This window comes from Microbacterium sufflavum, from assembly GCF_023091155.1.
GTDB classification, from domain to species: Bacteria; Actinomycetota; Actinomycetes; order Actinomycetales; family Microbacteriaceae; genus Microbacterium; species Microbacterium sufflavum.
Genome location: NZ_JAHWXK010000002.1, coordinates 69186 through 92345, shown reverse-complemented (window position 1 = coordinate 92345; position 23160 = coordinate 69186). Strand labels below are relative to the sequence as shown.

Below are 23160 nucleotides of genomic sequence, written 5' to 3'. Positions count from 1 at the left end.
GTTCGCGTCTGTCACGCGGTCCATGCCGAACCCATCGACCCCTGCATCGGCCACGACCGACACGTTCCCGATCACGCTGGACATGGGGCACGCGGCCCAGGACGAAACGACACGGAGCACCCCCGCGGTCATCGGCTCGGCGGCGTCGCTATGACACGCGTGCGTATCCGGCCGGCGGAGCCGCAGGACATCGCTGCTCTGGAGGAGATCGAGCTCGCGGCCGATCGTCTCCTGGTCGAACGCTTCCGCGCGCAGGACTGGCCGCCCCCGGCGACGGCGGCCGAGCGCGCCGCCCATGATGGCTACGTCCTGGTCGCCGAGGTGGTCGATTCGCGCCGTGCCGCGCATCCCGCCCGCTCTGCGCTCACCGTCGTCGGCTTCGCCCACGTCCTGCAGATCGACGGAGATGGGCATCTCGAGCAACTGTCGGTCCACCCCGATCACGGTCGCCGGGGTATCGGTCGGCAGCTGGTGCATGCCGCGCTGGACGAGAGCGTTCGACGGGGGAATCAGCGCATCACCCTGCGCACCTACGTCGAGGTTCCCTGGAACGCCCCGTTCTACGCCACGTGCGGGTTCGCCGTGAGCACTCCCGATACGCCGTTCCTCGAGTCCCTCGTGAGCATCGAGCACGCCCTCGGGCTGGACGCATACGGAACGCGCGTGCAGATGACGCGGCGCCACTGACAGCGGGGGCCAACGGCAGAATCCGCACGACCGACGTCCGTCTCACTGCGCCACGCGGCCAGAGCGGGAACTAGCGTGGAGACATGATCTCGCGCTCCGACTACTTCGCCGCCAAGCTCGCCTATGAAACGGATCCCGCCGACGTGCACGCCGCGCGCACCACGGGCGAACAGCTCGTCGTGGTCGATGTCCGGTCCTCGGAGGCGTGGACCCAGGGGCGCGTGACGGGCGCGGTTCACATGCACCACAGTGAGATCGCCGCCCGGGCGCCGCAGGAGATCTCCCCCGACGCCGAGGTCGTCGTGTACTGCTGGAGCCCCGGCTGCAACGGCGGTACGCGGGGCGCGGCCGAGTTCGCCCGCCTCGGGTATCGGGTCCGCGAGATGATCGGCGGATTCGAGTACTGGGTGCGAGAGGGCTACCCGGTCGAAGATGCCGATGGCGTGCACCACCGCCCCGTCGATCCTCTCACCGGGATTCCACGGATCCGCACGCGCGCCTGAACGCCGCGCTCACACACACGGGAAAGGCCCCCCGGAACGATCCGGGGGGCCTTTCGCAGGTACAGCGCTCAGCGGGCGAAGTTCCCGCGGTAGTACTCGTAGACCCAGCCGACGATCGCGACCACGAAGATCGCGAGACCGATCGGCAGGAGGAAGTGCCCCACCGCGAGCCCGACAACGAACACGCCTGCCGAAGCGGCGAGCACGAGCGGCCACCACGACCACGGGCTGAACTCTCCGAGCTCGGGGTCACCGTCGTCGATGTCGGAGGTCAGGATGTCTTCCGGCAGCTCACCGTTCTGCGCCTTGTGGGTGCGGTCGAGGTAGAACGCGACCATCGCTCCCATGAAGGCGGAGAAGAACAGCGCCACGGTGCCGACCCACTCGATCTGATTCACGAGCGGCAGGCCGGGGTGGGCGAGGATGTTCCAGCCCGTGTAGACGACGCCCACAAGGGCGAAGAACGCGGTCAGGACCCACCAGATGATGACGTTATCGCGCATGACTCAGTGGCCCTCTCGCTCGCCGGGTGCGGTGGTCGCGAACTCGGCCGCCTCCGGGTGGTTCAGGTCGAACGCGGGACGCTCGCTGCGGATACGCGGGATCGACGTGAAGTTGTGCCGCGGCGGCGGGCACGAGGTCGCCCACTCGAGCGAGGCGCCGTAACCCCACGGGTCGTTCACCGTCACCTTGGGCGCCTTGCGCGCGGTGATCCAGACGTTCAGGAAGAACGGCAGCATCGAGGCGCCGAGGATGATCGCGCCGATCGTGGAGACCTGGTTCTGCCAGGTCCAGCCATCGGCCGCCGAGTAGTCCGCGTAGCGACGCACCATGCCGTCCACACCCAGCCAGTGCTGGATCAGGAAGGTCATGTGGAAGCCGACGAACAGCATCCAGAAGTGCACGTAGCCCAGACGCTCGTTGAGCATGCGTCCCGTCCACTTGGGCCACCAGAAGTAGAAGCCCGCGAACATCGCGAACACGACCGTGCCGAACACCACGTAGTGGAAGTGCGCCACCACGAAGTACGAGTCGCTGAGGTGGAAGTCCAGCGGCGGGGCCGCGAGGATGACACCGGTCAGACCACCGAAGACGAACGACACCAGGAAGCCGAGCGCGAAGACCATCGGCGTCTCGAACGTGACCGACCCTCGCCAGAGCGTGCCGATCCAGTTGAAGATCTTCACACCGGTCGGGACGGCGATGAGCATCGTCATCAGCGCGAAGAACGGCAGCAGCACCGAACCGGTGACGTACATGTGGTGCGCCCACACGGCGACCGACAGCGCGGCGATCGCGATCGTCGCGTACACCAGCGTCTTGTAGCCGAAGATCGGCTTCCGGCTGAAGACCGGGAAGATCTCCGAGACGATGCCGAAGAACGGCAGCGCGATGATGTACACCTCGGGGTGGCCGAAGAACCAGAACAGGTGCTGCCACAGGAGCACACCGCCGTTGGCCGGGTCGTAGACGTGAGCGCCGAGGACGCGGTCGGCGGCGGCGGCGAAGATCGCGGCCGCGAGCACCGGGAACGCCATCAGGATGAGCAGGCTGGTGATCAGCGTGTTCCACGAGAAGATCGGCATGCGCCACATGGTCATACCCGGGGCACGCATCGTGATGATCGTGGTGATGAAGTTCACCGCACCGAGAATCGTTCCGAAGCCGGAGATGCCCAGACCGAGCATCCAGAGGTTTCCACCGGCACCCGGCGAGAACGAGGCGTTGGCCAGCGGCTGATAGGCGAACCAGCCGAAGGACGCGGCACCCTGCGGGGTGAGGAAGCCGGCGACGGCGATCGTCGACCCGAAGAGGAACAGCCAGAACGCGAAGGCGTTGAGACGCGGGAAGGCGACGTCGGGCGCACCGATCTGCAGCGGCAGGATCGCGTTGGCGAAACCGGCGAACAGCGGCGTCGCGAACATCAGCAGCATGATCGTGCCGTGCATCGTGAACAGCTGGTTGTACTGCTCCTTCGTCGGGATGATCTGCATGCCCGGCGCGAAGAGCTCGGCGCGGATGACCAGGGCCATCACGCCGCCGAGGAGGAAGAACAGCACAGACGCGATCAGGTACATGTACCCGATGGTCTTGTGGTCGGTGGAGGTGATCCACTTGACGACGATGTTGCCCTTCTGCTCCACACGCGAGGAGCTCATGAGAGCCGCCTGACGTGCGGGCAGAGTGGTGGGACGGGAGCGGGGTGCCTCGTCGGTGCGAGGAGCTTCAGTGGTCGACATGACTTACTCCTCTCCTTCCTCGGTGTCGGTCTTCCCGGAGGTGCCGGGGAGGTTCGAGAGACGGTCGTACGCGTCGGTGATGTCGCCCGTGTTGCCCTTCTCCTCGAGCGACTCGAGGTAGGCGTCGTACTCCTCCTGGGAGACGACCTTCACGTTGAACAGCATCATCGAGTGGTACTCACCGCAGAGCTCGGCGCACTTGCCGGCGTACTCGCCCTCGCGCGTCGGGATGAAGGACCAGGAGTTGTCCTTGCCGATGAACATGTCCTTCTTGTACAGGAAGTCGATGATCCAGAAGGAGTGGATCACATCGCGAGACTGAAGGTTGATCGTGACCTTCTTGTCGACGGGGAGCACCAGCGTCGGGAGCTCGGCCTTGTCGATGTTGCCCTCGGCATCGGGCTGGGCCTGGATGCCCATCGTCCAGACCGTGTCGTCTTCGGTGTCGCCGTTGTACTGGAAGTCCCACGCCCACTGCTTGGCGATCGCGGTGATCTCGACGTCGGGGTTGTCCCACTTGGTCTCGATCTCGGTCTGGTCGCGCGCCGTGAAGAAGAACATGCCCAGCACGAGGATGAGCGGCACGATCGTGTAGAAGATCTCGATCGGCATGTTGTAGCGCATCTGCACCGGGAGACCGGTCTGCCCCTTGCGCCGGCGGTACGCGATCGCGGCCCACGCCATGAGGCTCCAGGTGATGACGCCGACGGCGAGAAGAACGATCCAGGAGTTCACCCAGAGCGACGACACGCGCTCCGTCTGGTTGGTCGCTGCCGGGCCACCCTCCACGAAGCCCGGAAGAAAGCCGTTCAGCTCGGTGGGAGTACATCCCGCCAGAGCCACAGCTGCCACGACTCCCACAGGGAGTGCGGCCCAACGAAGGCGGCGTTTCGAGGGCACGATGCACCTTTCAGATTGCGGACAGGGCACGTTCAAGTCTAGAGCAACCTCACACCCGATTCATGCCATCCACGCAGGTTCCGCACGCGAAACGGCCGCCGTCACGCGAGGTGACGACGGCCGTGGTCCGGAAATCCGCAGATCAGTGGAAGCTGTCTCCACAGGCGCAGCTTCCCGCGGCGTTCGGGTTGTCGATCGTGAAGCCCTGCTCGGAGATCGTGTCTTTGAAGTCGATCGACGCGCCGTCGAGGTACGGGACGCTCATGTTGTCGACGATGACCTCGACGCCGTCGAAGTCGACCGTCTCGTCGCCCTCGAGGAAGCGCTCGTCGAAGTAGAGCTGGTAGATCAGGCCGGAGCAGCCTCCGGGCTGGACGGCCACGCGCAGACGCAGATCGTCGCGGCCCTCCTGCTCGAGAAGGTTCTTGACCTTGGTGGCCGCGGCGTCCGTCAGGCTGACGCCGTGTGCGCGGGTGGTCTCTGCGGACAGGGTGGTGTCGGTCATGTCACTCCTTGGGACGGGCCGCGATACACGGCTTCTGTGACGATTCTACCGCCGCTTCCCGCGACGGGCTCAGAGCTCGACGGCGTTCATCCGTGCCAGCAGCAGCGCCTCGGTCGCGACCGCATGACGGAAGGTGTCCAGGTGCAGCGACTCGTTCGGGCTGTGCGCGCGGGAATGCGGGTCTTCCACTCCCGTCACGAGGATCTGCGCGTCGGGGAACTCGCGGACGAGGTCGGCGATGAACGGGATGGACCCGCCGACTCCCAGGTCGACCGGCGCCACGCCGTAGCCGTCGCGCATCGCGTCGCGGGTGAGCGAGACCGCCCAGCCGCTGGTGTCGACGAGGAACGGGTTGCCCAGGTCGACGTCGGAGAACGACAGTTCGGCGCCGAACGGGGCGTGGGCACGCAGATGCCGCTCCAGCGCGTCATATGCCTCCTGCCCCGTCTGCCCGGGTGCCACCCGCGCGCTGATCACGACGGTGACCTCCGGCAGCAGCGTGTTCGACGCGGCCGAAACGCTCGTCGCGTCGATGCCGATGACGGTCACCGACGGCTTGTTCCAGATGCGGCTCAGAATCGTCCCGTCGCCGATCGGCATCGTGCCGGGAAGGAGACCCGCTTCGTCGCGCAGGGTCGCCTCCGCGTACTCCGGCGTCTCCGCCTCGCGGCTCGTCATACCCTCGACGGCGACCGATCCGTCGGCGTTCCAGAGCGTCGAGAGCAGCCGGACGGTGGCCATCATCGCGTCGGGCACCGCGCCACCGAACATCCCGGAGTGGGACGCGTGGTCGAGCGTGCGGACCTTCATCGTGAACCGGGCGTTCCCCCGGAGCGACACGGTGAGCCCGGGCGTCACCGAATCCCAGTTGCCGGAGTCCGCCACGACGATGGCGTCGGCGCGGAGGGCGTCTTTGTTGTCGGCGAGGAACTGGGCGAACGAGCGGGAGCCGTACTCCTCCTCCCCCTCGATGAACATCGCGATCCCGAGGTCGAGGTCGGCACCGAGAACCGACGACACCGCGCGGATCGCACCGATGTGGGCCATGATCCCCGCCTTGTCATCGGCGGCCCCGCGTCCGTAGAGGCGGCCGTCGCGCACCGTCGGCTCGAACGGCGGGGTCTCCCAGAGGGCGTCGTCGCCGGGGGGCTGCACATCGTGGTGGGCGTAGAGGAGGATCGTCGGCTTGCCGTTGCGAGCAGCGCGGGTCGCGAGCACCGCGGGCTGTCCGTGCTCATCGGCGCCCGGGATCGCGGCACGCAGCACACGCACCTCGTCGAACACCCCCGTGTCCCTGGCCAGCGTCGCGACGGCGTCCGCACTGCGCTCCAGCTGCGTCTGATCGAACGCGGGCCAGGCCATGCCGGGGATGCGAACCAGGTGCCCCAGATCGGACAGCGCGGACGGGATGCCGGTGGCCACGGCCTCGAGGACGGCGGCGTCGGACTCGCTGGGAAGTGCAGGTGAGGTCATGCGAGTAATCTTAAGGTGACCATCTTCAGCGAACCGAGGAAACCCGTGGCCACTACCCCCGTCTCCCCTTCGACGAACGACGACGCCCCGCAGACGCCCGCCGTCGGCAAGGGGCGCGCCACGCCGACCCGCGCCGAGCAGGAGGCCGCGCGACGTCGGCCGCTGGTGGCCAACACCAAGGAGGCGAAGGCGGCCGCCCGGGCCGAGCTGAACGAGCGGCGCGCACGCGCCCAGGCGGGGATGGCCGCCGGTGAGGAGAAGTACCTCCCGGTGCGCGACAAGGGCCCGCAGCGGCGCTGGGTGCGCGACTACGTCGACGCGGGCTGGCACCCGGCGGAGTTCGTCATGGGCGTCATGGTGCTGGTGATCCTGGCGTCACTCCTACCGACGAACCTCATGATCTCGTTCTACGCGTACCTGTTCATGATGGCGTACCTCGTCATCGCGATCGGCGGCATGATCCTGCTCGGCCTTCGGGTCAAGCGCAAGGCGGCCGCGAAGTTCGGCGCCGACCGCGTCGAGAAGGGCCTCGGATGGTACGCCGGCATGCGCGCACTGCAGATGCGGTTCATGCGCCTGCCGAAGCCGCAGGTCAAGCGCGGGCAGTACCCCGACTGACCAACCCGCGGTTGATCTCGCGACCCCAGAACGGGCCGCGGTAGAGGAACGCCGTATACCCCTGCACCAGGGTCGCTCCAGCGTCCAGACGCTCCTGCACGTCGGCGGCCGTCTCCACTCCGCCGACCGCGATCACGCAGAAGTCCTCGGGCACCGCGGAACGGACGACCCTCAACACCTCGAGAGAGCGCCGCTTGAGCGGAGCACCGGAGAGCCCGCCGGCACCCGCAGCCTCGACCGTCGCGGCATCGATGACGAGCCCGTCCCTGCTGATCGTGGTGTTGTGGGCGATGATCCCCGCGAGTCCCTCCGACACGGCGAGCTGCGCGATCGCGGTGATCTCATCATCGGCGAGGTCGGGCGCGATCTTGACCAGCAGCGGGGTCGAGCCCGAAGCGTCGCGGACGGCGCGCAGCAGTGGCGCCAGCGTCTCCACCGCCTGAAGCCCGCGAAGGCCCGGAGTGTTCGGAGAGGAGACGTTCACCGCGAGGTAGTCGGCGAGAGGCGCGAGCCGGGTGGCTGACGCGACGTAGTCGGCGGTCGCGTCCTCGACATCGACCACGCGGCTCTTGCCGATGTTGACCCCGATGACCGTGTCCGGCGCGCCCCGCCGGAGCCGGGCCAGACGACGGGCCGCGGCATCCGCTCCCCTGTTGTTGAAGCCCATCCGGTTGATCACGGCACGGTCGGCGATCAAGCGGAAGAGCCGGGGCTTCGGATTCCCGTCCTGCGGGATCGCCGTGATCGTGCCCACCTCGACGTGTCCGAAGCCGAGCGCGGCGAGACCTCGTACGCCGACCGCGTTCTTGTCGAAGCCCGCGGCGATACCGAACGGCGACGGGAACGTGAGGCCCAGCGCCTCCACACGCAGTGACGGATCCGGCCTGGTCATCGCGCGGGTCGCCCAGGACAGCGGCGGGACACCGACGGCACGGATGACGGCCATGCCGGCGTGGTGGGCGAACTCGGGATCGAAGCGCGACAGGACGGCGCGGAAGAGGAGGGGATACATCCCTGCCAGATTACCGGTCGCCCGCCTCCGCCTTCGCGTGGTCGGCGCGGAGATCGCCGATGGCCGCCTCGAAGTCCTCCAGAGAGTCGAACGCCTGATAGACGCTCGCGAATCGAAGGAACGCGACCTCATCGAGCTCACGCAGCGGACCCAGGATCGCCAGGCCGATCTCGTTGGTATCGAGCTGGGACACCCCGGTCTGACGCACCGCCTCTTCCACGCGCTGCGCGAGGATCGCCAGGTCGGCCTCCGTCACCGGACGCCCCTGACAGGCCTTTCGCACGCCGGAGATCACTTTCTCCCGGCTGAACGGCTCCATCACGCCCGAGCGCTTGATCACGTTGAGGCTGGCCGTCTCCGTCGTCGAGAACCGTCCTCCGCACTCCGGACACTGTCGGCGACGGCGGATCGAGAGTCCGTCGTCGCTGGTGCGGGAATCGATGACCCTGGAGTCGGGGTGACGGCAGAAGGGGCAGTGCATCTGACCGATCCTACGCGGTGAACCGCGCCTCGATCGCCTCGCCGTGCGCGGGCAGCGCTTCGCTGTTCGCCAGGGCGACGACCCCCTCGCGAACCGCGGCCAGGGCGGCGCGATCGTAGGAGACGACCTGCTGCGGACGGAGGAAGGTATAGGCGCCGAGGCCCGGTGCATAGCGCGCCTGGCCGCCGGTCGGCAGCACGTGGTTGCTCCCCGCCATGTAGTCGCCGAGGCTCACCGGGGTGTGGTCGCCCACGAACACCGCGCCGGCGCTGGTGAACGCCGCCGCTGCCTGCTCGGCGTCGGACAGGTGCAGTTCCAGGTGCTCCGGCGCGTACGCGTTGCTGAACGCCACCGCCATCGCGCGGTCGTCGACCAGGACGACCGCGGACTGCGGACCAGCCAACGCGGCAGCGACACGTGCGCTGTGGCGCGTCGCCGCGGTGAGCCGCTCGACCTCGGCGACGACCCGGTCCGCGAGTCCCTCCGCATCGGTGACGAGCACGGCCGACGCCTGCTCGTCGTGCTCGGCCTGGCTGACCAGGTCGGCGGCGACGAGACGCGGATCGGCGGTGGAATCCGCGACCACGAGGATCTCGGTCGCTCCAGCCTCGGAGTCCGTTCCGACGACGCCCGCCACGGCCCGCTTGGCCGAGGCGACGTAGTTGTTGCCGGGGCCCGACACCACATCGACGGGATCGAGGCCGAGACCGGGGACACCGTGCGCGAAGGCACCGATCGCTCCCGCACCTCCCATGGCGTACACCTCGGTCACTCCGAGCAGAGCCGCGGCCGCCAGGATCGTCGGGTGGACACGACCGTCCTGATCCGCCTGCGGCGGCGAGGCCAGGGCGATCTGCTGCACCCCGGCGACCTGCGCGGGGACGACATTCATGACGACGCTCGACGGGTAGACGGCCTTTCCGCCGGGGATGTAGACACCGACCCTGTGCACGGGCTGCCACCGCTGAGTGATCGTGGCACCCGCGCCGATGGTCGTGACCTGCGAGGCCGGGACCTGAGCGGCTGAGGCCAGGCGCACGCGCTGGATCGCCTCGTCGAGCGCCGCCCGCACTGCCGGATCGAGCGAGTCGAGGGCCTGCGTCATGTGCGTCTCAGGCACGCGAACCTCGTGTCCGACGACCCGGTCGAACCGCTCCGCCTGCTCTCGCAGCGCACCCTCACCGCGCTCCCGCACCTCCTCGACGAGGCGTGCCGCGGTGTCGAGCGCCTCCGCGCGCGCCTGCGTGGCGCGGGGGACGGCCGCGAGCATGTCCGCGGGCGAGAGCTCGCGCCCCCGCAGATCGATCGTGCGCATGTCAGCCCTTCGTGATGTCGGTGATGTCGTGGAGGTATCCGATGCGGCCGTCGTCATGGCGAACGACGTAGGCCCCTCCGCGATCCTCGATCACCAGCGCCCACGCGGTCGGCCCCACCCGGAAGATCGGCTCGCCGCGCTCGTCGTGCACATCGCGCTCGGTGGGCGCCAGGATCCAGAACGGTTGCGCCGCCTCCGTGTACTGGCGGGGGATCGTGGCCTCGACGTCGTCGTCCTGCTCGTCCGCGACGATCGGATGGACGGCCGTGGCATCGTCGGGGACATCGACCGCTCCTGTCTCCTCCCGAGCGGTCGTGCCGAGGAGGGACTCGATGCTCCCGGTGTCGGAGACGATCTCGGGCTGCTCGGCGCGGGAACGCCGGGAGTAGCTCGGCGTGTACTCCTCCTCGTCGGCCACGGGTATCGTCCCCGTGCCTCCGCCCGACGCGTGCGCAGTGAGCGGGATCCGGTCCGAGTAGTCGGCCGGGTACGAGTCGGTGTCGGCGTGACGCCGATCGCCATCGACCGCATCGGGTACCACGTCGGTGACGGCGTCGGTTGCGGTGTCCGGGCTGGTGGGGGGTCCGGTGTCGGTGACCGCGTCCGTGTCGGACTCCTCCGGCGACCCCACCGCCGCCTCGTCCTGAGTCTCCCCGGACGTCGACTCCGGGCGCGGACGGGCGATCACCGGCCGGACGGGATTCGCGTTCCGGTGCGCGAGAGTCACCAGCCGACCCTGGAAGTCTTCACGCAGCCCCGGGATCAGCGGTGCGAAAACGGTCAGGACGACCAGCGCCACCGACGTGATGACCTGCACGAGCGCGTTCCACGGCAGACCCCACTGACCCGTGGCGATCGCGGCGGACACCGCCAGCCAGAGGTTGCCCGCCCACACGCACGCGGATACGGCGAAGGCGACGGAGGCGAACTGATCAATGCCCAACGAGCCCACGCGGCGGATGCCGTCGGGAGAGAACCGGCGCAGCACCAGCAGGAACACGGCCACCATCGGGACGCCGATCGGCAGGATCCACTGGATGCCGATGCCCCACAGCGAGACGCCGCCGCTGAGGGGGAAGAAGGAGACGAGGAACGACACCAGCCAGACGCCGACGATCAACAGCTCACGCAGCGTGAAGCCGAGGATGCCGTACTCCGGGGTCACTTCGTCGTCATAGAGGACGCCGTCCTCGTCGCTGAACACCGCGTCGGCGGCATCCGGCTCGGGAAGTTCCGTGCTCATAGTGGTCCTTTCATCACCGGCGCACTCTGGCCGTGGCGGTGCTGTCGACGGCTCCCGATCCTACCCGTTCACCCCAGACAGGTCGGGCCGAGCAGTGACTTGAGGTCGCCGAAGAGGTCGGCCGACACCTTCACCGGCATCGGGACCTCGAACACCTTCGCCGTCCCGCCGCGGTGCACCCGAAGCAGCACCTCGGTCTCGCCGTTGTGCCGTCGCAGCACCTCGGCGAGCTCGTGCATCACGCGCTCGGTGGCGCGCTGCTCCGCGAGCACGAGCGACAGCGGGCCTGCGGCGTCGAACGAGCCCACATCGGGTGCGAAGGCCGACTGGGCATGCAGGTTGAGGCCGTCGTCGCGGCGCGACACCCTCCCCCGCACGGCCAGGATCGCGTCCTGCTGGAGGGTGTGCTGGAACTCCGTGTACGTCTTACCCATGAACATCACGGTGACCTCGCCGTTGAAGTCCTCGACCGTGATCATGCCGTACGGGTTTCCGCTGGCCTTCGCCACCCGGTGCTGCACGCTCGTGACCAGGCCCGCGACCGTCACCTGGTCGCCGTCCTGCAGGTCCTCCGAGTTGTTGAGGTCATGGATCGAGATCGACGCGTGCTTCGCCAAAGGCACCTCGAGGCCCGCGAGCGGATGGTCGGACACGTACAGCCCGAGCATCTCCCGCTCGAACGCCAGCTTGTCCTTCTTGATCCACTCGGGTCGAGCGGGGACCTTGGCCGGCGCGACCTCCTCCAGCCCGTCGTACAGGCTGTCGAAGTCGAACCCGATCGCGCCCTGAGCCTCGTTGCGCTTCCGGTCGACCGCGGCCTCCACGGCGTCCTCGTGCACCTCCAGCAGCGCACGCCTCGTGTCGCCCATCGAGTCGAACGCGCCCGCCTTGATGAGTGACTCCACGGTGCGCTTGTTGGCGACATGCAGCGGGACCTTGTCGAGGAAGTGGTGGAACGACGTGAAGCGCTCATCCTTCCTGGCCTGCACGATCCCGTCGACGACGTTGGTGCCCACGTTGCGCACCGCTCCCAGACCGAAGCGGATGTCGTCGCCGACGGCGGCGAAGAAGTTGATCGACTCCGAGACGTCGGGCGGCAGCACCCGGATACCCATGCGGCGGCACTCGTTCAGGTACAGCGCCATCTTGTCCTTCGAGTCGCCGACGCTCGTCAGCAGCGCCGCCATGTACTCGGCCGGGTAGTGCGCCTTCAGGTACGCGGTCCAGTAGGACACGAGACCATACGCGGCGGAGTGCGCTTTGTTGAACGCGTAGTCGGAGAAGGGCAGGAGGATGTCCCACAGCGCCTTGATCGCGCCCTCGCCGAAGCCGCGCTCCTTCATACCGCCGGCGAAGCCCTCGTACTGCTTATCCAGCTCGGACTTCTTCTTCTTGCCCATCGCGCGACGGAGGATGTCGGCCTGACCGAGGCTGAACCCGGCGACCTTCTGCGCGATGGCCATCACCTGCTCCTGGTAGATGATGAGGCCGTACGACTCCTCCAGGATCTCGGCCAGGGGTTCTTCGAGCTCCGGGTGGATCGGCGTGATCTGCTGCTGGCCGTTCTTGCGCAGCGCGTAGTTCGTGTGCGAGTTCGCGCCCATCGGGCCCGGGCGGTACAGCGCGATGAGGGCCGAGATGTCACCGAAGTTGTCCGGCTTCATCAGGCGCATGAGCGACCGCAGCGGAGGGCTGTCGAGCTGGAACACGCCCAGCGTGTCGCCGCGCGCGAGGAGCTCGTACACCGCGGGGTCGTCGAGTCCGAGGTGCTCGAGGTCGAGCTCCTCGCCTCGGTTCATGCGGATGTTGTCGAGCGCGTCCGAGATGATCGTGAGGTTGCGCAACCCCAGGAAGTCCATCTTGATCAGGCCGAGCGTCTCGCACGACGGGTAGTCGAACTGCGTGACGATCTGCCCGTCCTGCTCGCGGCGCATGATGGGGATGATGTCGAGCAGCGGCTCCGACGACATGATCACACCGGCAGCGTGCACGCCCCACTGGCGCTTGAGGCCCTCGAGCCCGAGCGCGCGATCGAACACCGTCTTCGCCTCGGGGTCGGTCTCGATCAGCGCCCGGAACTCGCTCGCCTCCTTGTAGCGCGGGTGCGCGGAGTCGAACATGCCGTCGAGGGGCATGTCCTTGCCCATCACGGCGGGGGGCATGGCCTTGGTCAGACGCTCCCCCATGCTGAACGGGAACCCGAGCACGCGGCCGGCATCCTTGAGCGCCTGCTTGGACTTGATCGTGCCGTAGGTCACGATCTGTGCCACGCGCTCGGAGCCGTACTTCTCCGTCACGTACTCGATGACCTCGCCACGGCGGCGGTCGTCGAAGTCGACATCGAAGTCGGGCATCGAGACGCGGTCCGGGTTGAGGAAGCGCTCGAAGATGAGACCGTGCTCCAGGGGGTCGAGGTCGGTGATCCGCATCGCGTACGCCACCATCGATCCGGCACCGGAGCCTCGGCCGGGACCGACGCGGATGCCGTTGTCCTTGGCCCAGTTGATGAAGTCGGCGACGACGAGGAAGTAGCCAGGGAACCCCATCTGCAGGATGATGCCGGTCTCGTACTCCGCCTGCTTGCGCACCCGGTCGGGGATACCGCTCGGGTAGCGGTAGTGGAGGCCCTTCTCGACCTCCTTGATGAGCCAGCTGTCTTCGGTCTCGCCGTCCGGCACGGGGAAGCGGGGCATGTAGTTGGCGGAGGTGTTGAACTCCACCTCGCAGCGTTCGGCGATCAGCAGCGTGTTGTCGCACGCCTCCGGGTGATCGCGGAACAGCTGCCGCATCTCGGCCGCGGTCTTGATGTAGTACCCGTCGCCGTCGAACTTGAAGCGGTTCGGGTCGTCGAGCGTTGACCCCGACTGCACGCACAACAGCGCCTCGTGCGCGTCGGCCTCGTGCTGGTGCGTGTAGTGCGAGTCGTTCGTGGCCACCAGCGGGATGCCCAGGTCTTTGGCCAGCCGCAGCAGGTCGGTCATCACCCGGCGCTCGATCGACAGGCCGTGGTCCATGATCTCGGCGAAGTAGTTCTCCTTGCCGAAGATGTCCTGGAACTCCGCCGCCGCCGCCCGCGCCGCGTCGTACTGCCCGAGACGAAGACGCGTCTGCACCTCGCCCGAGGGGCACCCGGTCGTCGCGATGAGGCCCTTGCCGTAGGTCTGCAGCAGCTCGCGGTCCATGCGGGGCTTGAAGTAGTAGCCCTCCATGCTCGACAGCGAGCTGAGCCGGAAGAGGTTGTGCATCCCCTCGGTGCTCTGACTCCACATGGTCATGTGGGTGTACGCGCCGGACCCCGAGACGTCGTCGCTCTTCTGATCGGGCGAGCCCCACTGCACGCGGGTCTTGTCGCTGCGGTGCGTGCCGGGGGTGACGTACGCCTCCAGCCCGACGATCGGCTTGATGCCCGCGGCCTGCGCCGCCCGGTAGAACTCGAACGCCGCGAACGTGTTGCCGTGGTCGGTCACGGCGATCGCCGGCATGCCGTAATCGGCCGCCGCCTGCGTCATGGCATTGATCTTCGCCGCGCCGTCCAGCATCGAGTATTCGCTGTGCACATGCAGGTGGACGAAGGAATCGGATGCCATGTTCCGAGTCTACGGCGGGGCCCCGACACCGAGATCGGTGCCGGGGCCCGTGTCCGGGTCGCCGTGGCTGTCAGGGGATCGCGTCGACGATCGACACGTCGTAGGTGGTTCGTTCGTCCGGCACACCCGACGGCACGAGATCCTGCCCGGACTGCTTCACGTACCAGATCGCGGACTCGACGACCCATCCCGTGGTGGTGTCGATCGTGATCGTCTCGGTCCGCGCGTCGATATCGGTGAACTCGACGCGATACGTCACCTCCGAACCCGCCGTCGAGTCGACCGTGGCACGTCCCGTGAGCTGCAGAGCGGACAGATACGCCGACCGCACGTCCGGGGGCGCGATGTTCTGCTTCAGCTGGCTGAGGATCTCCATGAGCACCGAGTCATCGCGCGCACCGCCGGCCTCGGCGAAGAAACTCGACCAGTAGTCGAGCAGCCCCTGCGGATCCCGGGGCGCGGCGTCGTAGTAGCCGGGGCCACCGACCGGAGGCAGGTCACCGTACTGCCGCCCGCCGACCGACTGCAGCTCAGAAACTTCTGGCCGGTACGGCGCGAGGCTGTCCCACGTCCATCGCATCACCTCGGTATCGGTGCCGAACAGCTCGACGCGCTCCATCGAGGGCCCATAGCGGCTGACCCACGTGCCGGCGCGGTCGGCCGGCACGTAGTCCACTGCGTGCGAGCGCATCACGGCGGCCGAGATGGTCTGCGGGTCGCCGCTCCGCGGCCAGCGGAACACGCCCCCCACACCATCCCGGAAGTAGAGCGCGTCGCTGGTGTAGCGGATCTGCAGATACTGCCCCGCCTGCGGGGTCGTACCGGGGAACGGCTCGGTCGCACCCGTCCCCGACGTCGCCGACGGACGCGGCAGCGGGTCGCCGTGCGGGCGCGGATCGAGCGTCTGCACCGGCACGGCTTCCACGCGCGGCTCCGGTGCCGTCAGCTGGCTCAGCACCACGACCCCGGCCGTGGCGGCCGCGACCCCCGCGACCGCCCCGGCGACGAGGAACAGCGGCCGGTGCACCCTCCGTGACCGCTCGGCCGCCACCCCCGCGTCGATCCCCGTGAGAAGCCGCGCCCTGGCCGACGTCAGGTGCTCCTCGCTGAGGCCGGCCCCCCGGTTGACCTCACGCACGCGCTCGAAAACGTCCATCGACTTCTCCCTTCTTCTCCGTGACCATCGTGTTCCGACCGCGGGCGCGCGCCGGATCCAACCGTGTCCGCACCCGGTTCATGCGGGACCTCACCGTTCCCACGGGAACGCCGAGGGCGAGCGCGATCTCCTCGTAGCTCAGGTCGCCCCAGGCGTAGAGCAGAAGAGTCTCGCGGTCTTTCGCCGACAGCGCGGCGATCAGCGGGGCGAGCTGACGGGCCGAGAGCTCGGCGTCGAGCCGGGCGATCGTCCCGTCGAGATCGCCGTGAGCGATGTGCTCCTCACGCGCCGCCGACTGCGCCGCCGACCGCAGGTGCTTCGCCTCGCGCGCCCTGTGCTTCTTGATCAGCCGCGACGCGATGCCGTACAACCACGGGAGTGCGGAGTCCCAGGACGTGTCGAACGACGACCGCCGCGCGAAGGCGACGAGGAACGTCTCGCTGAGGACGTCCTCTCCGGCATCCATCCCGAGGCGGCGGGCGGCATAGCCACCCACCGCGCCGGCGTGTCTGTCGAACAGTTCGGCGAACGCCCGGGGGTGCCCGAGCGACCGCTGAATGATCTCGCTGTCTGTGCTCACACTATGTATTGCCTCAGAAGCACGATCCGGTTCGAAACTCGTCGCGGCGCCCCGTCGACGACCGATCCGCCGCGCGTTCCCCGGTCCTCACTCACCCGGTCGGTCACTCCACGACGGCCCGTCACCGCAGGTCGAGACGCATGAGCACCCGGGGGAACCCGTCGAGCACGGACCCGGTGTCGGCGGCCTTCGTGAAGCCGGCACCCTCGAACAGGGACCGGGTCCCCACGTACGCCATCGTGAGGTTCACCTTCTCCCCCGCGTTGTCGACCGGATATCCCTCGATCGCTGGAGCCCCGCGTTCCCTGGTGTACGCGACCGCGCCGTCGATCAGCGCGTGCGAGACACCCTGCTTGCGGAATCCCGGGCGCACGCGGAAACACCACAGCGACCAGACGTCCAGATCGTCGACGTGCGGGATGAGGCGATTGCGCGCGAAGCTGGTGTCACGCCGGGGATGCAGAGCCGCCCACCCCACGGGCTCATCGTCGAGATACGCGATGACGCCCGGCGGCGGGTCCTGGTGGCACAGCTCGCGCACGCGATCCGCACGAGCCTGCCCGCGCAGGGACACGTTCTCCTTGTTGCCGATCCGATAGCTGAGGCAGAAGCAGACGTTCGACGTCGGCTTCTTCGGACCCACCAGTGTCGCGACGTCGTCGAAGACGGTCGCGGGGCGCACCACGATGCTCATGCGGTCAGTGTGGCGCATACCACCGACACCGCGCGCGCGGCACCCCGGGACAGCCGCTACTCCCCGCGCAGCACGTCCAGCGCGTGCCGGAAGTCGGCCGGATACGGCGACTCGAACTGCACCCACTCGCCGGTGGTCGGGTGCGCGAACGCGAGCTGGTGGGCGTGCAGCCACTGTCGCGTCAACCCGAGCCGTGCGGACAGCGTGGGGTCGGCGCCGTACAGCGGGTCCCCGACGCAGGGGTGACGATGCGCGGCCATGTGCACGCGGATCTGATGCGTGCGCCCGGTCTCCAGGTGGATCTCCAGCAGCGAGGCTCCGGGAAACGCCTCGAGCGTCTCGTAGTGCGTGACCGATGGCTTGCCGTCCGGCACGACCGCGAACTTCCACGAGTGATTCGGGTGGCGCCCGATGGGCGCGTCGATCGTGCCGACGAGCGGGTCGGGGTGTCCCTGGACGACCGCGTGATAGATCTTCTCGACCGTCCGCTCCTTGAACGCGCGCTTGAGCGCGGTGTACGCGCTCTCGCTCTTGGCGACGACCATGAGCCCGCTCGTGCCCACATCGAGCCGATGCACCACTCCCTGCCGTTCCGGAGCCCCGCTCGTGGCGATCCGGAAACCCGCGGCGGCCAGAGCCCCGACGACCGTGGGCCCTTCCCAGCCCAGCGAGGGATGGGCGGCGACCCCGGTGGGCTTGTCGACCACCACGATGTCGTCGTCGTCATACACGATGCCCAGCTCGGGCACCGCGATCGGCTCGATCCTCGGCGCCTCCTTGGGCTGCCACTCCACCTCGAGCCAGGCCCCGCCGTGCAGACGGTCCGACTTGTCGAGCGTCGCGCCGTCCTGCCGCACACCGCCGCTCGCCGCGACCTCCGCCGCGAACGTCCGCGAGAAGCCGAGCAGCTTCGCGAGGGCCGCGTCGACGCGCGTGCCGTCGAGCCCGTCCGGGACGGGGAGAGAGCGCGACTCCACGCTCAGCGCTCCTCGGGAGACGACGACCCTGCCTCGGCCGACGCGCGTCCGTCGACGACGCGGTCGCTCTCGCTCAGCGCAGCCTCGTGCTCGGCCGCGACGGCCTCCGCGTCCTCATCGGTCTCCACCGGCGCGTGGTCGCGCTCGCGGGTGCCGTCGAAGCGCAGGCCGAACACCACCAGCAGTGCCACCGAGATCATGCCGGTGACGATGAAGATGTCGGCGACGTTGAAGATCGCGGGCATCATCCACGGCATGGAGATCATGTCGACCACGTGGCCGACCGGGAACCCGGGCTCGCGGAACAGCCGGTCGCTGAGGTTGCCGAGCACACCGCCGAGCAGGCAGCCGAGGACGACGGCCCACAACCGGGACCTCAGGCCGAAGGCCTTCCAGACGATCACTCCCGCGACGACCGCGAGGGCGATCGTGAAGATCCACGTGACCTCGGACCCGAGCGAGAACGCCGCTCCGGGGTTGCGGATGTAATACAGCTGCAGGAACTCCCCGAGCACGGGGACGACCTCGTGCAGCGGAAGGTGCTCGATGGTGAGGTACTTCACAAACTGATCGGCGGCCAGCACGACCGCTGCGAGAATCGCAACGAGCGCGCCGGCCGCCGACCGACGAAGGGGACGACGTCCTGTCAACGCGACGCCTTACAGGCCGATCGCGGAGACGGGCGTGGAGTCCGTGGAAGCCGACTTCTCGTCGAGGTCGCGGAGCTGACCCTCGATGTAGCCGCGCAGCTGAGCACGGTAGTCGCGCTCGAAGTTGCGGAGCTCGGTAATGCGGGCCTCGAGCGTGTTGCGCTCGCGCTCCAGACGCGCCGACTCCTCCCGCTGCTTGGCCTCGGCCTCGGTGCGGATGCGAGCGACCTCGGTCTCCGCCTCCGCGATGAGCGCGTTGCGCTTGGCCTCACCCTCGGCGACGTGCTCGTCGTGCAGACGCTGGGCGAGCTCGATGATCCCGGCGGTCGCCGTGGCAGAACCGGTCGGAGCGGGCTCGGCGGGCGTGGCCTCGGCGGCGGGCGCGGCCACCGGCTTCGGGGCGGGGGTCTCGGCGGCGGCGGGCGCGGCACCGGACTCGTACGCGGCCAGCTTGGCCTTCAGCTCGGCATTCTCCTCGAGGGCCTTGCGCCACTCGATGACGATCTCGTCGAGGAAGTCGTCGACCTCGTCCGGGTCGAAGCCGTCCTTGAAGCGGACGTGCTGGAACTGCTTGGTGACGACGTCATCCGGGGTAAGTGCCATGGGTGGCTCCTCTTTCGATGAGTTCGATTGCCAGTACCGATGTATGGCGTGTTCGTGATGTGGCGCGAACCCGGGGCGCGCACCTGGGTGCCAGCATAGCCCCCGAGCCTTGGCCTCGCGACGCCGCGACACCCAGGCTCGGCGAACTCACCGGCGCCCTGAGGCGCGACACGCCACGGCGTCAGCGGATGAAGAGCCGGACGATGTTCATCAGGATCAGCACCACCAGCAGGGTGAGCGCGAACCCGAAATCGAGCGACAGCTGCCCGATGCGCAGCGGCGGGATGATCCGCCGGAAGAACCGGATCGGCGGATCGGTGACCGTGTAGACGGCCTCCGCGGCGACGAGGCCGAATCCCTTCGGACGCCACTCCCGGTTGAACAGGGGGATGTAGTCCAGGATAAGCCGCGCGAAGAGCACGAAGATGTACAGCAGCAGCACCAGGTGGACGATGCTGGCGAGGACCGAGACCAGCTGCACGGGTTAGGAGTGGTCGAAGCCCGCGGACTCGGCGTCCGCGTGCGCGATTCCCCCGTGCCCGGACACCGCGATGTTCTCCGGCGAGAGCAGGAACACCTTGGAGGTGACGCGCTCGATGCGGCCGTACAGGCCGAGGGAGAGACCGCTCGCGAAGTCGATGAGGCGCCGCGCGTCGGCGTCGCTCATCTGGGAGAGGTTGATGATGACCGGGACGCCCTCGCGGAAGTTCTCCGCGATGAGCTGCGCGTCGCGGTACTGCTTCGGGTGGACGGTGAGGATCTCGTTCACGGCTCCTGCTGCGGGCTGACGGACGGCGACGGGACGACGGAGGGGCGTGACGGGGGCCGGGGTCGGCTCCTCACGCTCGCGCTCGCGCTCACGGTGGGCGCGGGCGGGTGCCTGCGTCTCCTCCTCGTAGACCTCTTCCTCGTCGGCGAGGCCGAGATACACCATGGTCTTCTTCAGCGGGTTACCCATCGTGTCCTCCGGTTCGAACGTCTCGGGCTGGTCTTGTCACAGGTTAACCCCGGTCGGGGCGCGGTCCCGTGATTGCGGAACCGATGCGCAGGTGTGTCGCGCCGGCGGCGATGGCTTCGACGAAGTCGCCGGTCATACCGGCCGAGATCCACGTGGCCGTCGGCTCGATCGTGCGGATGCCGTCGGCGATGCCCCGGAGCCGCGCGAACGCGGAGGCGGGCTCCTCGTCCAGCGGCGCGACGGCCATGACGCCGCGCAGCCGCAGCGACGGCAGCGACAGCACGTGCTCGGCCAGAGCGGTCGCCGCGTCGGGTGCGACACCGCCGCGACCCGGGTCGTCGGTCAGATTGATCTGCACGAGCACGTCGAGCACATCGTCGCCGTCGGTCGCTCGATGCAGCGCGTCGGCGAAGCGGTCGCGGTCGACGGAGTGCACCACGTCGGCGCTGCGCCGGATGGCCCCCGCCTTGTTGGTCTGCCCCTGGCCGATGAAGTGCCACTGCAGGTCGAGGTCGGCGAGCTCCGTGGCCTTCGCGGTCAGCTCCTGCTGGCGGTTCTCCCCCACCGCCGAGACGCCGAGGGCGTGCAGCTCGCGCACGAGAGCCGCCGGGTGGAACTTCGTCACGACGATCCGGGTGATCTCCTCCGGTGCGCGACCGGCCGCGCGCGCGGCGTCGGCGATCCGTTCGTCGATCGCCGACAGCCGCGCCGCGAGCTCCGATGGCGCCGGAGCACCCATCGGAGCCGTCACTTCAGGAATTCGGGGATGTCGATGTCGTCGTCGGCGAATGCCGGCTCGATGCTGGTGGCCGGCGTGCGCTGCGGTGCCGGGGCCGACTCGGTGGCGGGCGTCTCCGCGGGCTTCTCGGCCTCGTCCGAGAGGGCGACCTCCGGCAGCGATGCGGTGGACGGCCGGGAGACGACCATCGGGTCCAGGCGCAGCGACGGCTCCCCGCCGTCGAAGCCCGCGGCGATGACCGTGACGCGCACCTCGTCGCCGAGCGTGTCGTCGATGACGGTACCGAAGATGATGTTCGCCTCCGGGTGCGCGGCCTCCTTCACCAGGTCCGCGGCGTCGTGGATCTCGAAGATGCCCAGGTTCGAGCCACCCTGGATCGAGAGGAGCACGCCGTGCGCGCCCTCGATCGAGGCTTCCAGCAGCGGAGACTCGACCGCGAGTTCGGCGGCCTTGATGGCCCGGTCGGCGCCGCGCGCCGACCCGATACCCATGAGCGCGGATCCCGCACCCTGCATGACCGACTTGACGTCGGCGAAGTCGAGGTTGATCAGACCGGGGGTGGTGATGAGGTCCGTGATGCCCTGGACACCGGCGAGGAGCACCTGGTCGGCGGTCGCGAAGGCCTCGATCATCGAGATGCCGCGGTCGCTGATCTCCAGGAGGCGGTCGTTGGGCACCACGATGAGGGTGTCGACCTCTTCCTTGAGCTTGGCGACGCCGGCCTCCGCCTGGCTCTGGCGGCGGCGACCCTCGAACGAGAACGGCTTGGTCACGACACCGATCGTCAGGGCGCCGATCGACTTGGCGATGCGGGCGACGACGGGCGCGCCACCGGTTCCGGTGCCACCGCCCTCACCGGCGGTGACGAACACCATGTCGGCGCCGGTCAGCGCCTGCTCGATCTCCTCCGCGTGGTCTTCCGCAGCACGGCGACCGACCTCCGGGTCGGCACCCGCCCCGAGACCGCGCGTGAGCTCGCGGCCGACGTCGAGCTTGACGTCGGCGTCGCTCATGAGCAGCGCCTGCGCATCGGTGTTCACGGCGATGAACTCGACTCCGCGGAGCCCGAGCTCGATCATGCGGTTGACGGCGTTGACGCCGCCACCGCCGACGCCGACGACCTTGATCACGGCGAGGTAGTTCTGGTTCTGGCTCATGGCCGGCCTCCGATTAGTCGAGCCTTGGATGGGAACCTTAAACCTCAACTAGAGGTGTAAAGTATTTCCCGGTATTGCGTTCTCTCAGATCGAAGGTAAGCGCCGCCCGGCCGCGCGCGCGCAGCGACACGGGCGTGTCGCCCCATTCCCGCCGAAAGCCGTCAGCCGACGACCGCGACGTCCGGCGAGGTCACATCGATCGACGACGCCTCGGGGTTCGCGGTGAGCGCCGCCGACAGCGCGAGCGCCTTCAGACCCGACTCCTCCGAACTCCCCCACACGACCGTGAGGCCGGTGCTGAGGGTGAGCGTCACATCGTCCGCGGTCGACGCCCTCACCTCCGTCAGCGCCGAGCGGATCCCCTCCGGCAGTGCACGCACCACCAGGCCGGCGCTGCGGAACGCGGCCGAATCCACCCCGCCCTCGGTCTCCACGAGCGGCTGACCCGCGGGCTGCTCCGCCGTCGTCGACAGCGCCACACCCGCCGCATCCACCAGCGTGTAGCCCGCCGACGACGAGATCACCCCGATGGGCGTCCGCTCGACGATGCGCACGGTCAGGTCGTGCGGAGGGCGCGCCTCCAGGGAGTACGTCTCGATCAGCGGGAACGCCAGGAGAGCGGCCTTCACCTCACTCGTGTCCACGAGCGCGAGGGGGGTGCCGACCTGGTCGCTCAGCGCCGCCTCGATCACGGCAGGATCGATCGTCGTCGCCCCCGCGACCGTGATCCGCTCGACCGCGAACAGCGGGCTGTATGCCGCCGCGACGCTCCCGCCCACCAGCAGCACGAGGGCACCCAGGCTGCTGAGCCAGACGATCCGGCGCCGACGTGACCGCTGCGTGAAGCGGCGGATCTCCGCGCGCAGCGCCTTGCGACGAGCGCGAGCCGCCCGCCACACCTCCCGCGTCGACGTGGGACGCTCCGCGTCGTCATCCTGCACGGCCTCGCCCGCAGGCTCATCGACGAGCGGGATCGGCGGCTCCGGATCACGGCGACGCGCACGCGCAGTCCGTTCCGGCGCGGCGGGCGCCTGCTCCGGGGCATCCGGAGCGCTCGGAAGCGGTGCGGGCCGGCGCATGCG

The 23160-nt window shown here is 68.7% G+C and carries 24 protein-coding genes; 3 read left to right on the top strand and 21 right to left on the bottom strand.

Going from position 1 to position 23160, the window contains the following annotated elements; genetic code table 11:
* Positions 1–150: 150 nt before the first annotated feature.
* Together KZC56_RS15000 and KZC56_RS14995 are read left to right on the top strand one after the other, a co-directional pair.
* Positions 151–687 (top strand): GNAT family N-acetyltransferase, encoded by a 537-nt coding sequence (locus tag KZC56_RS15000; RefSeq protein WP_247638921.1) that lies wholly within the window; start codon positions 151–153, stop codon positions 685–687.
* An 83-nt stretch (positions 688–770) separates the two neighbouring features.
* Positions 771–1190 (top strand): rhodanese-like domain-containing protein, encoded by a 420-nt coding sequence (locus KZC56_RS14995; protein WP_247638920.1) that lies wholly within the window; start codon positions 771–773, stop codon positions 1188–1190.
* 68 nt (positions 1191–1258) lie between these two features.
* Here KZC56_RS14995 and KZC56_RS14990 read toward each other — a convergent pair whose 3' ends face one another.
* The 5 genes from KZC56_RS14990 to KZC56_RS14970 all read right to left on the bottom strand — a co-directional run bounded on the left by KZC56_RS14990 (position 1259) and on the right by KZC56_RS14970 (position 6308).
* Positions 1259–1693: a cytochrome c oxidase subunit 4 gene (locus KZC56_RS14990; protein ID WP_025105064.1), complete on the bottom strand. Its 435-nt coding sequence runs from the start codon at positions 1691–1693 to the stop codon at positions 1259–1261.
* Between the two features lie 3 nt (positions 1694–1696).
* Positions 1697–3430, bottom strand: a complete 1734-nt coding sequence (gene ctaD, locus KZC56_RS14985; protein WP_205812734.1) for an aa3-type cytochrome oxidase subunit I — start codon at positions 3428–3430, stop codon at positions 1697–1699.
* Between the two features lie 3 nt (positions 3431–3433).
* Complete coding sequence (ctaC, locus tag KZC56_RS14980; protein ID WP_136031360.1) at positions 3434–4330, bottom strand: aa3-type cytochrome oxidase subunit II; 897 nt, start codon at positions 4328–4330, stop codon at positions 3434–3436.
* 142 nt (positions 4331–4472) lie between these two features.
* Positions 4473–4835: an iron-sulfur cluster insertion protein ErpA gene (erpA, locus tag KZC56_RS14975; protein ID WP_136031358.1), complete on the bottom strand. Its 363-nt coding sequence runs from the start codon at positions 4833–4835 to the stop codon at positions 4473–4475.
* A gap of 69 nt (positions 4836–4904) precedes the next feature.
* The gene (locus KZC56_RS14970) at positions 4905–6308 is read right to left on the bottom strand and encodes a dipeptidase (protein WP_206253306.1); all 1404 of its coding nucleotides are present in this window, start codon (positions 6306–6308) and stop codon (positions 4905–4907) included.
* Between the two features lie 45 nt (positions 6309–6353).
* Between KZC56_RS14970 and KZC56_RS14965 the strand changes: the two genes are divergently transcribed.
* A complete protein-coding gene (locus KZC56_RS14965) occupies positions 6354–6926 on the top strand; it encodes a DUF3043 domain-containing protein (RefSeq protein WP_136031354.1) in 573 nt (190 codons plus the stop codon).
* Here KZC56_RS14965 and KZC56_RS14960 read toward each other — a convergent pair.
* The 16 genes from KZC56_RS14960 to KZC56_RS14885 all read right to left on the bottom strand — a co-directional run bounded on the left by KZC56_RS14960 (position 6901) and on the right by KZC56_RS14885 (position 23157).
* Positions 6901–7938, bottom strand: a complete 1038-nt coding sequence (locus KZC56_RS14960) for a quinone-dependent dihydroorotate dehydrogenase (RefSeq protein ID WP_247638919.1) — start codon at positions 7936–7938, stop codon at positions 6901–6903. The genes KZC56_RS14965 and KZC56_RS14960 overlap by 26 nt on opposite strands.
* Positions 7939–7948: 10 nt before the next feature.
* Positions 7949–8419 (bottom strand): transcriptional regulator NrdR, encoded by a 471-nt coding sequence (gene nrdR, locus KZC56_RS14955; RefSeq protein WP_136037296.1) that lies wholly within the window; start codon positions 8417–8419, stop codon positions 7949–7951.
* Positions 8420–8429: 10 nt separating this feature from the next.
* Positions 8430–9734 carry a histidinol dehydrogenase gene (gene hisD, locus KZC56_RS14950; protein WP_136037295.1) on the bottom strand — a complete coding sequence of 435 codons (1305 nt, stop codon included), beginning with the start codon at positions 9732–9734 and terminating at the stop codon, positions 8430–8432.
* A 1-nt stretch (position 9735) separates the two neighbouring features.
* Complete coding sequence (locus KZC56_RS14945; protein WP_247638918.1) at positions 9736–10977, bottom strand: hypothetical protein; 1242 nt, start codon at positions 10975–10977, stop codon at positions 9736–9738.
* Positions 10978–11045: 68 nt separating this feature from the next.
* Entirely contained in the window at positions 11046–14564 is a 3519-nt protein-coding gene (gene dnaE, locus KZC56_RS14940) for a DNA polymerase III subunit alpha (protein ID WP_136031345.1), read from the bottom strand.
* A gap of 70 nt (positions 14565–14634) precedes the next feature.
* Positions 14635–15720, bottom strand: a complete 1086-nt coding sequence (locus KZC56_RS14935) for a hypothetical protein (protein WP_247638917.1) — start codon at positions 15718–15720, stop codon at positions 14635–14637.
* Entirely contained in the window at positions 15695–16300 is a 606-nt protein-coding gene (locus KZC56_RS14930; RefSeq protein ID WP_247638916.1) for an RNA polymerase sigma factor, read from the bottom strand. The genes KZC56_RS14935 and KZC56_RS14930 overlap by 26 nt, the downstream gene beginning before the upstream one ends.
* A 121-nt stretch (positions 16301–16421) precedes the next feature.
* Positions 16422–16994: a GNAT family N-acetyltransferase gene (locus tag KZC56_RS14925; protein WP_241115776.1), complete on the bottom strand. Its 573-nt coding sequence runs from the start codon at positions 16992–16994 to the stop codon at positions 16422–16424.
* Positions 16995–17050: 56 nt separating this feature from the next.
* Positions 17051–17971, bottom strand: a complete 921-nt coding sequence (locus KZC56_RS14920) for an RluA family pseudouridine synthase (RefSeq protein ID WP_247638915.1) — start codon at positions 17969–17971, stop codon at positions 17051–17053.
* Between the two features lie 2 nt (positions 17972–17973).
* Positions 17974–18534 (bottom strand): signal peptidase II, encoded by a 561-nt coding sequence (lspA, locus tag KZC56_RS14915; protein WP_247638914.1) that lies wholly within the window; start codon positions 18532–18534, stop codon positions 17974–17976.
* A gap of 96 nt (positions 18535–18630) precedes the next feature.
* Positions 18631–19224 carry a DivIVA domain-containing protein gene (locus KZC56_RS14910; protein WP_136031335.1) on the bottom strand — a complete coding sequence of 198 codons (594 nt, stop codon included), beginning with the start codon at positions 19222–19224 and terminating at the stop codon, positions 18631–18633.
* Positions 19225–19405: 181 nt separating this feature from the next.
* Entirely contained in the window at positions 19406–19705 is a 300-nt protein-coding gene (locus KZC56_RS14905; RefSeq protein ID WP_136031333.1) for a YggT family protein, read from the bottom strand.
* Between the two features lie 3 nt (positions 19706–19708).
* Positions 19709–20182 (bottom strand): cell division protein SepF, encoded by a 474-nt coding sequence (locus tag KZC56_RS14900; RefSeq protein ID WP_136031331.1) that lies wholly within the window; start codon positions 20180–20182, stop codon positions 19709–19711.
* Positions 20183–20225: 43 nt separating this feature from the next.
* Positions 20226–20921, bottom strand: coding sequence for a YggS family pyridoxal phosphate-dependent enzyme (locus tag KZC56_RS14895; RefSeq protein WP_247639003.1), 696 nt, complete (start codon positions 20919–20921; stop codon positions 20226–20228).
* An 8-nt stretch (positions 20922–20929) separates the two neighbouring features.
* Complete coding sequence (ftsZ, locus tag KZC56_RS14890; protein ID WP_136031329.1) at positions 20930–22078, bottom strand: cell division protein FtsZ; 1149 nt, start codon at positions 22076–22078, stop codon at positions 20930–20932.
* Between the two features lie 161 nt (positions 22079–22239).
* Positions 22240–23157, bottom strand: coding sequence for a cell division protein FtsQ/DivIB (locus KZC56_RS14885; protein WP_247638913.1), 918 nt, complete (start codon positions 23155–23157; stop codon positions 22240–22242).
* Positions 23158–23160: the final 3 nt, after the last annotated feature.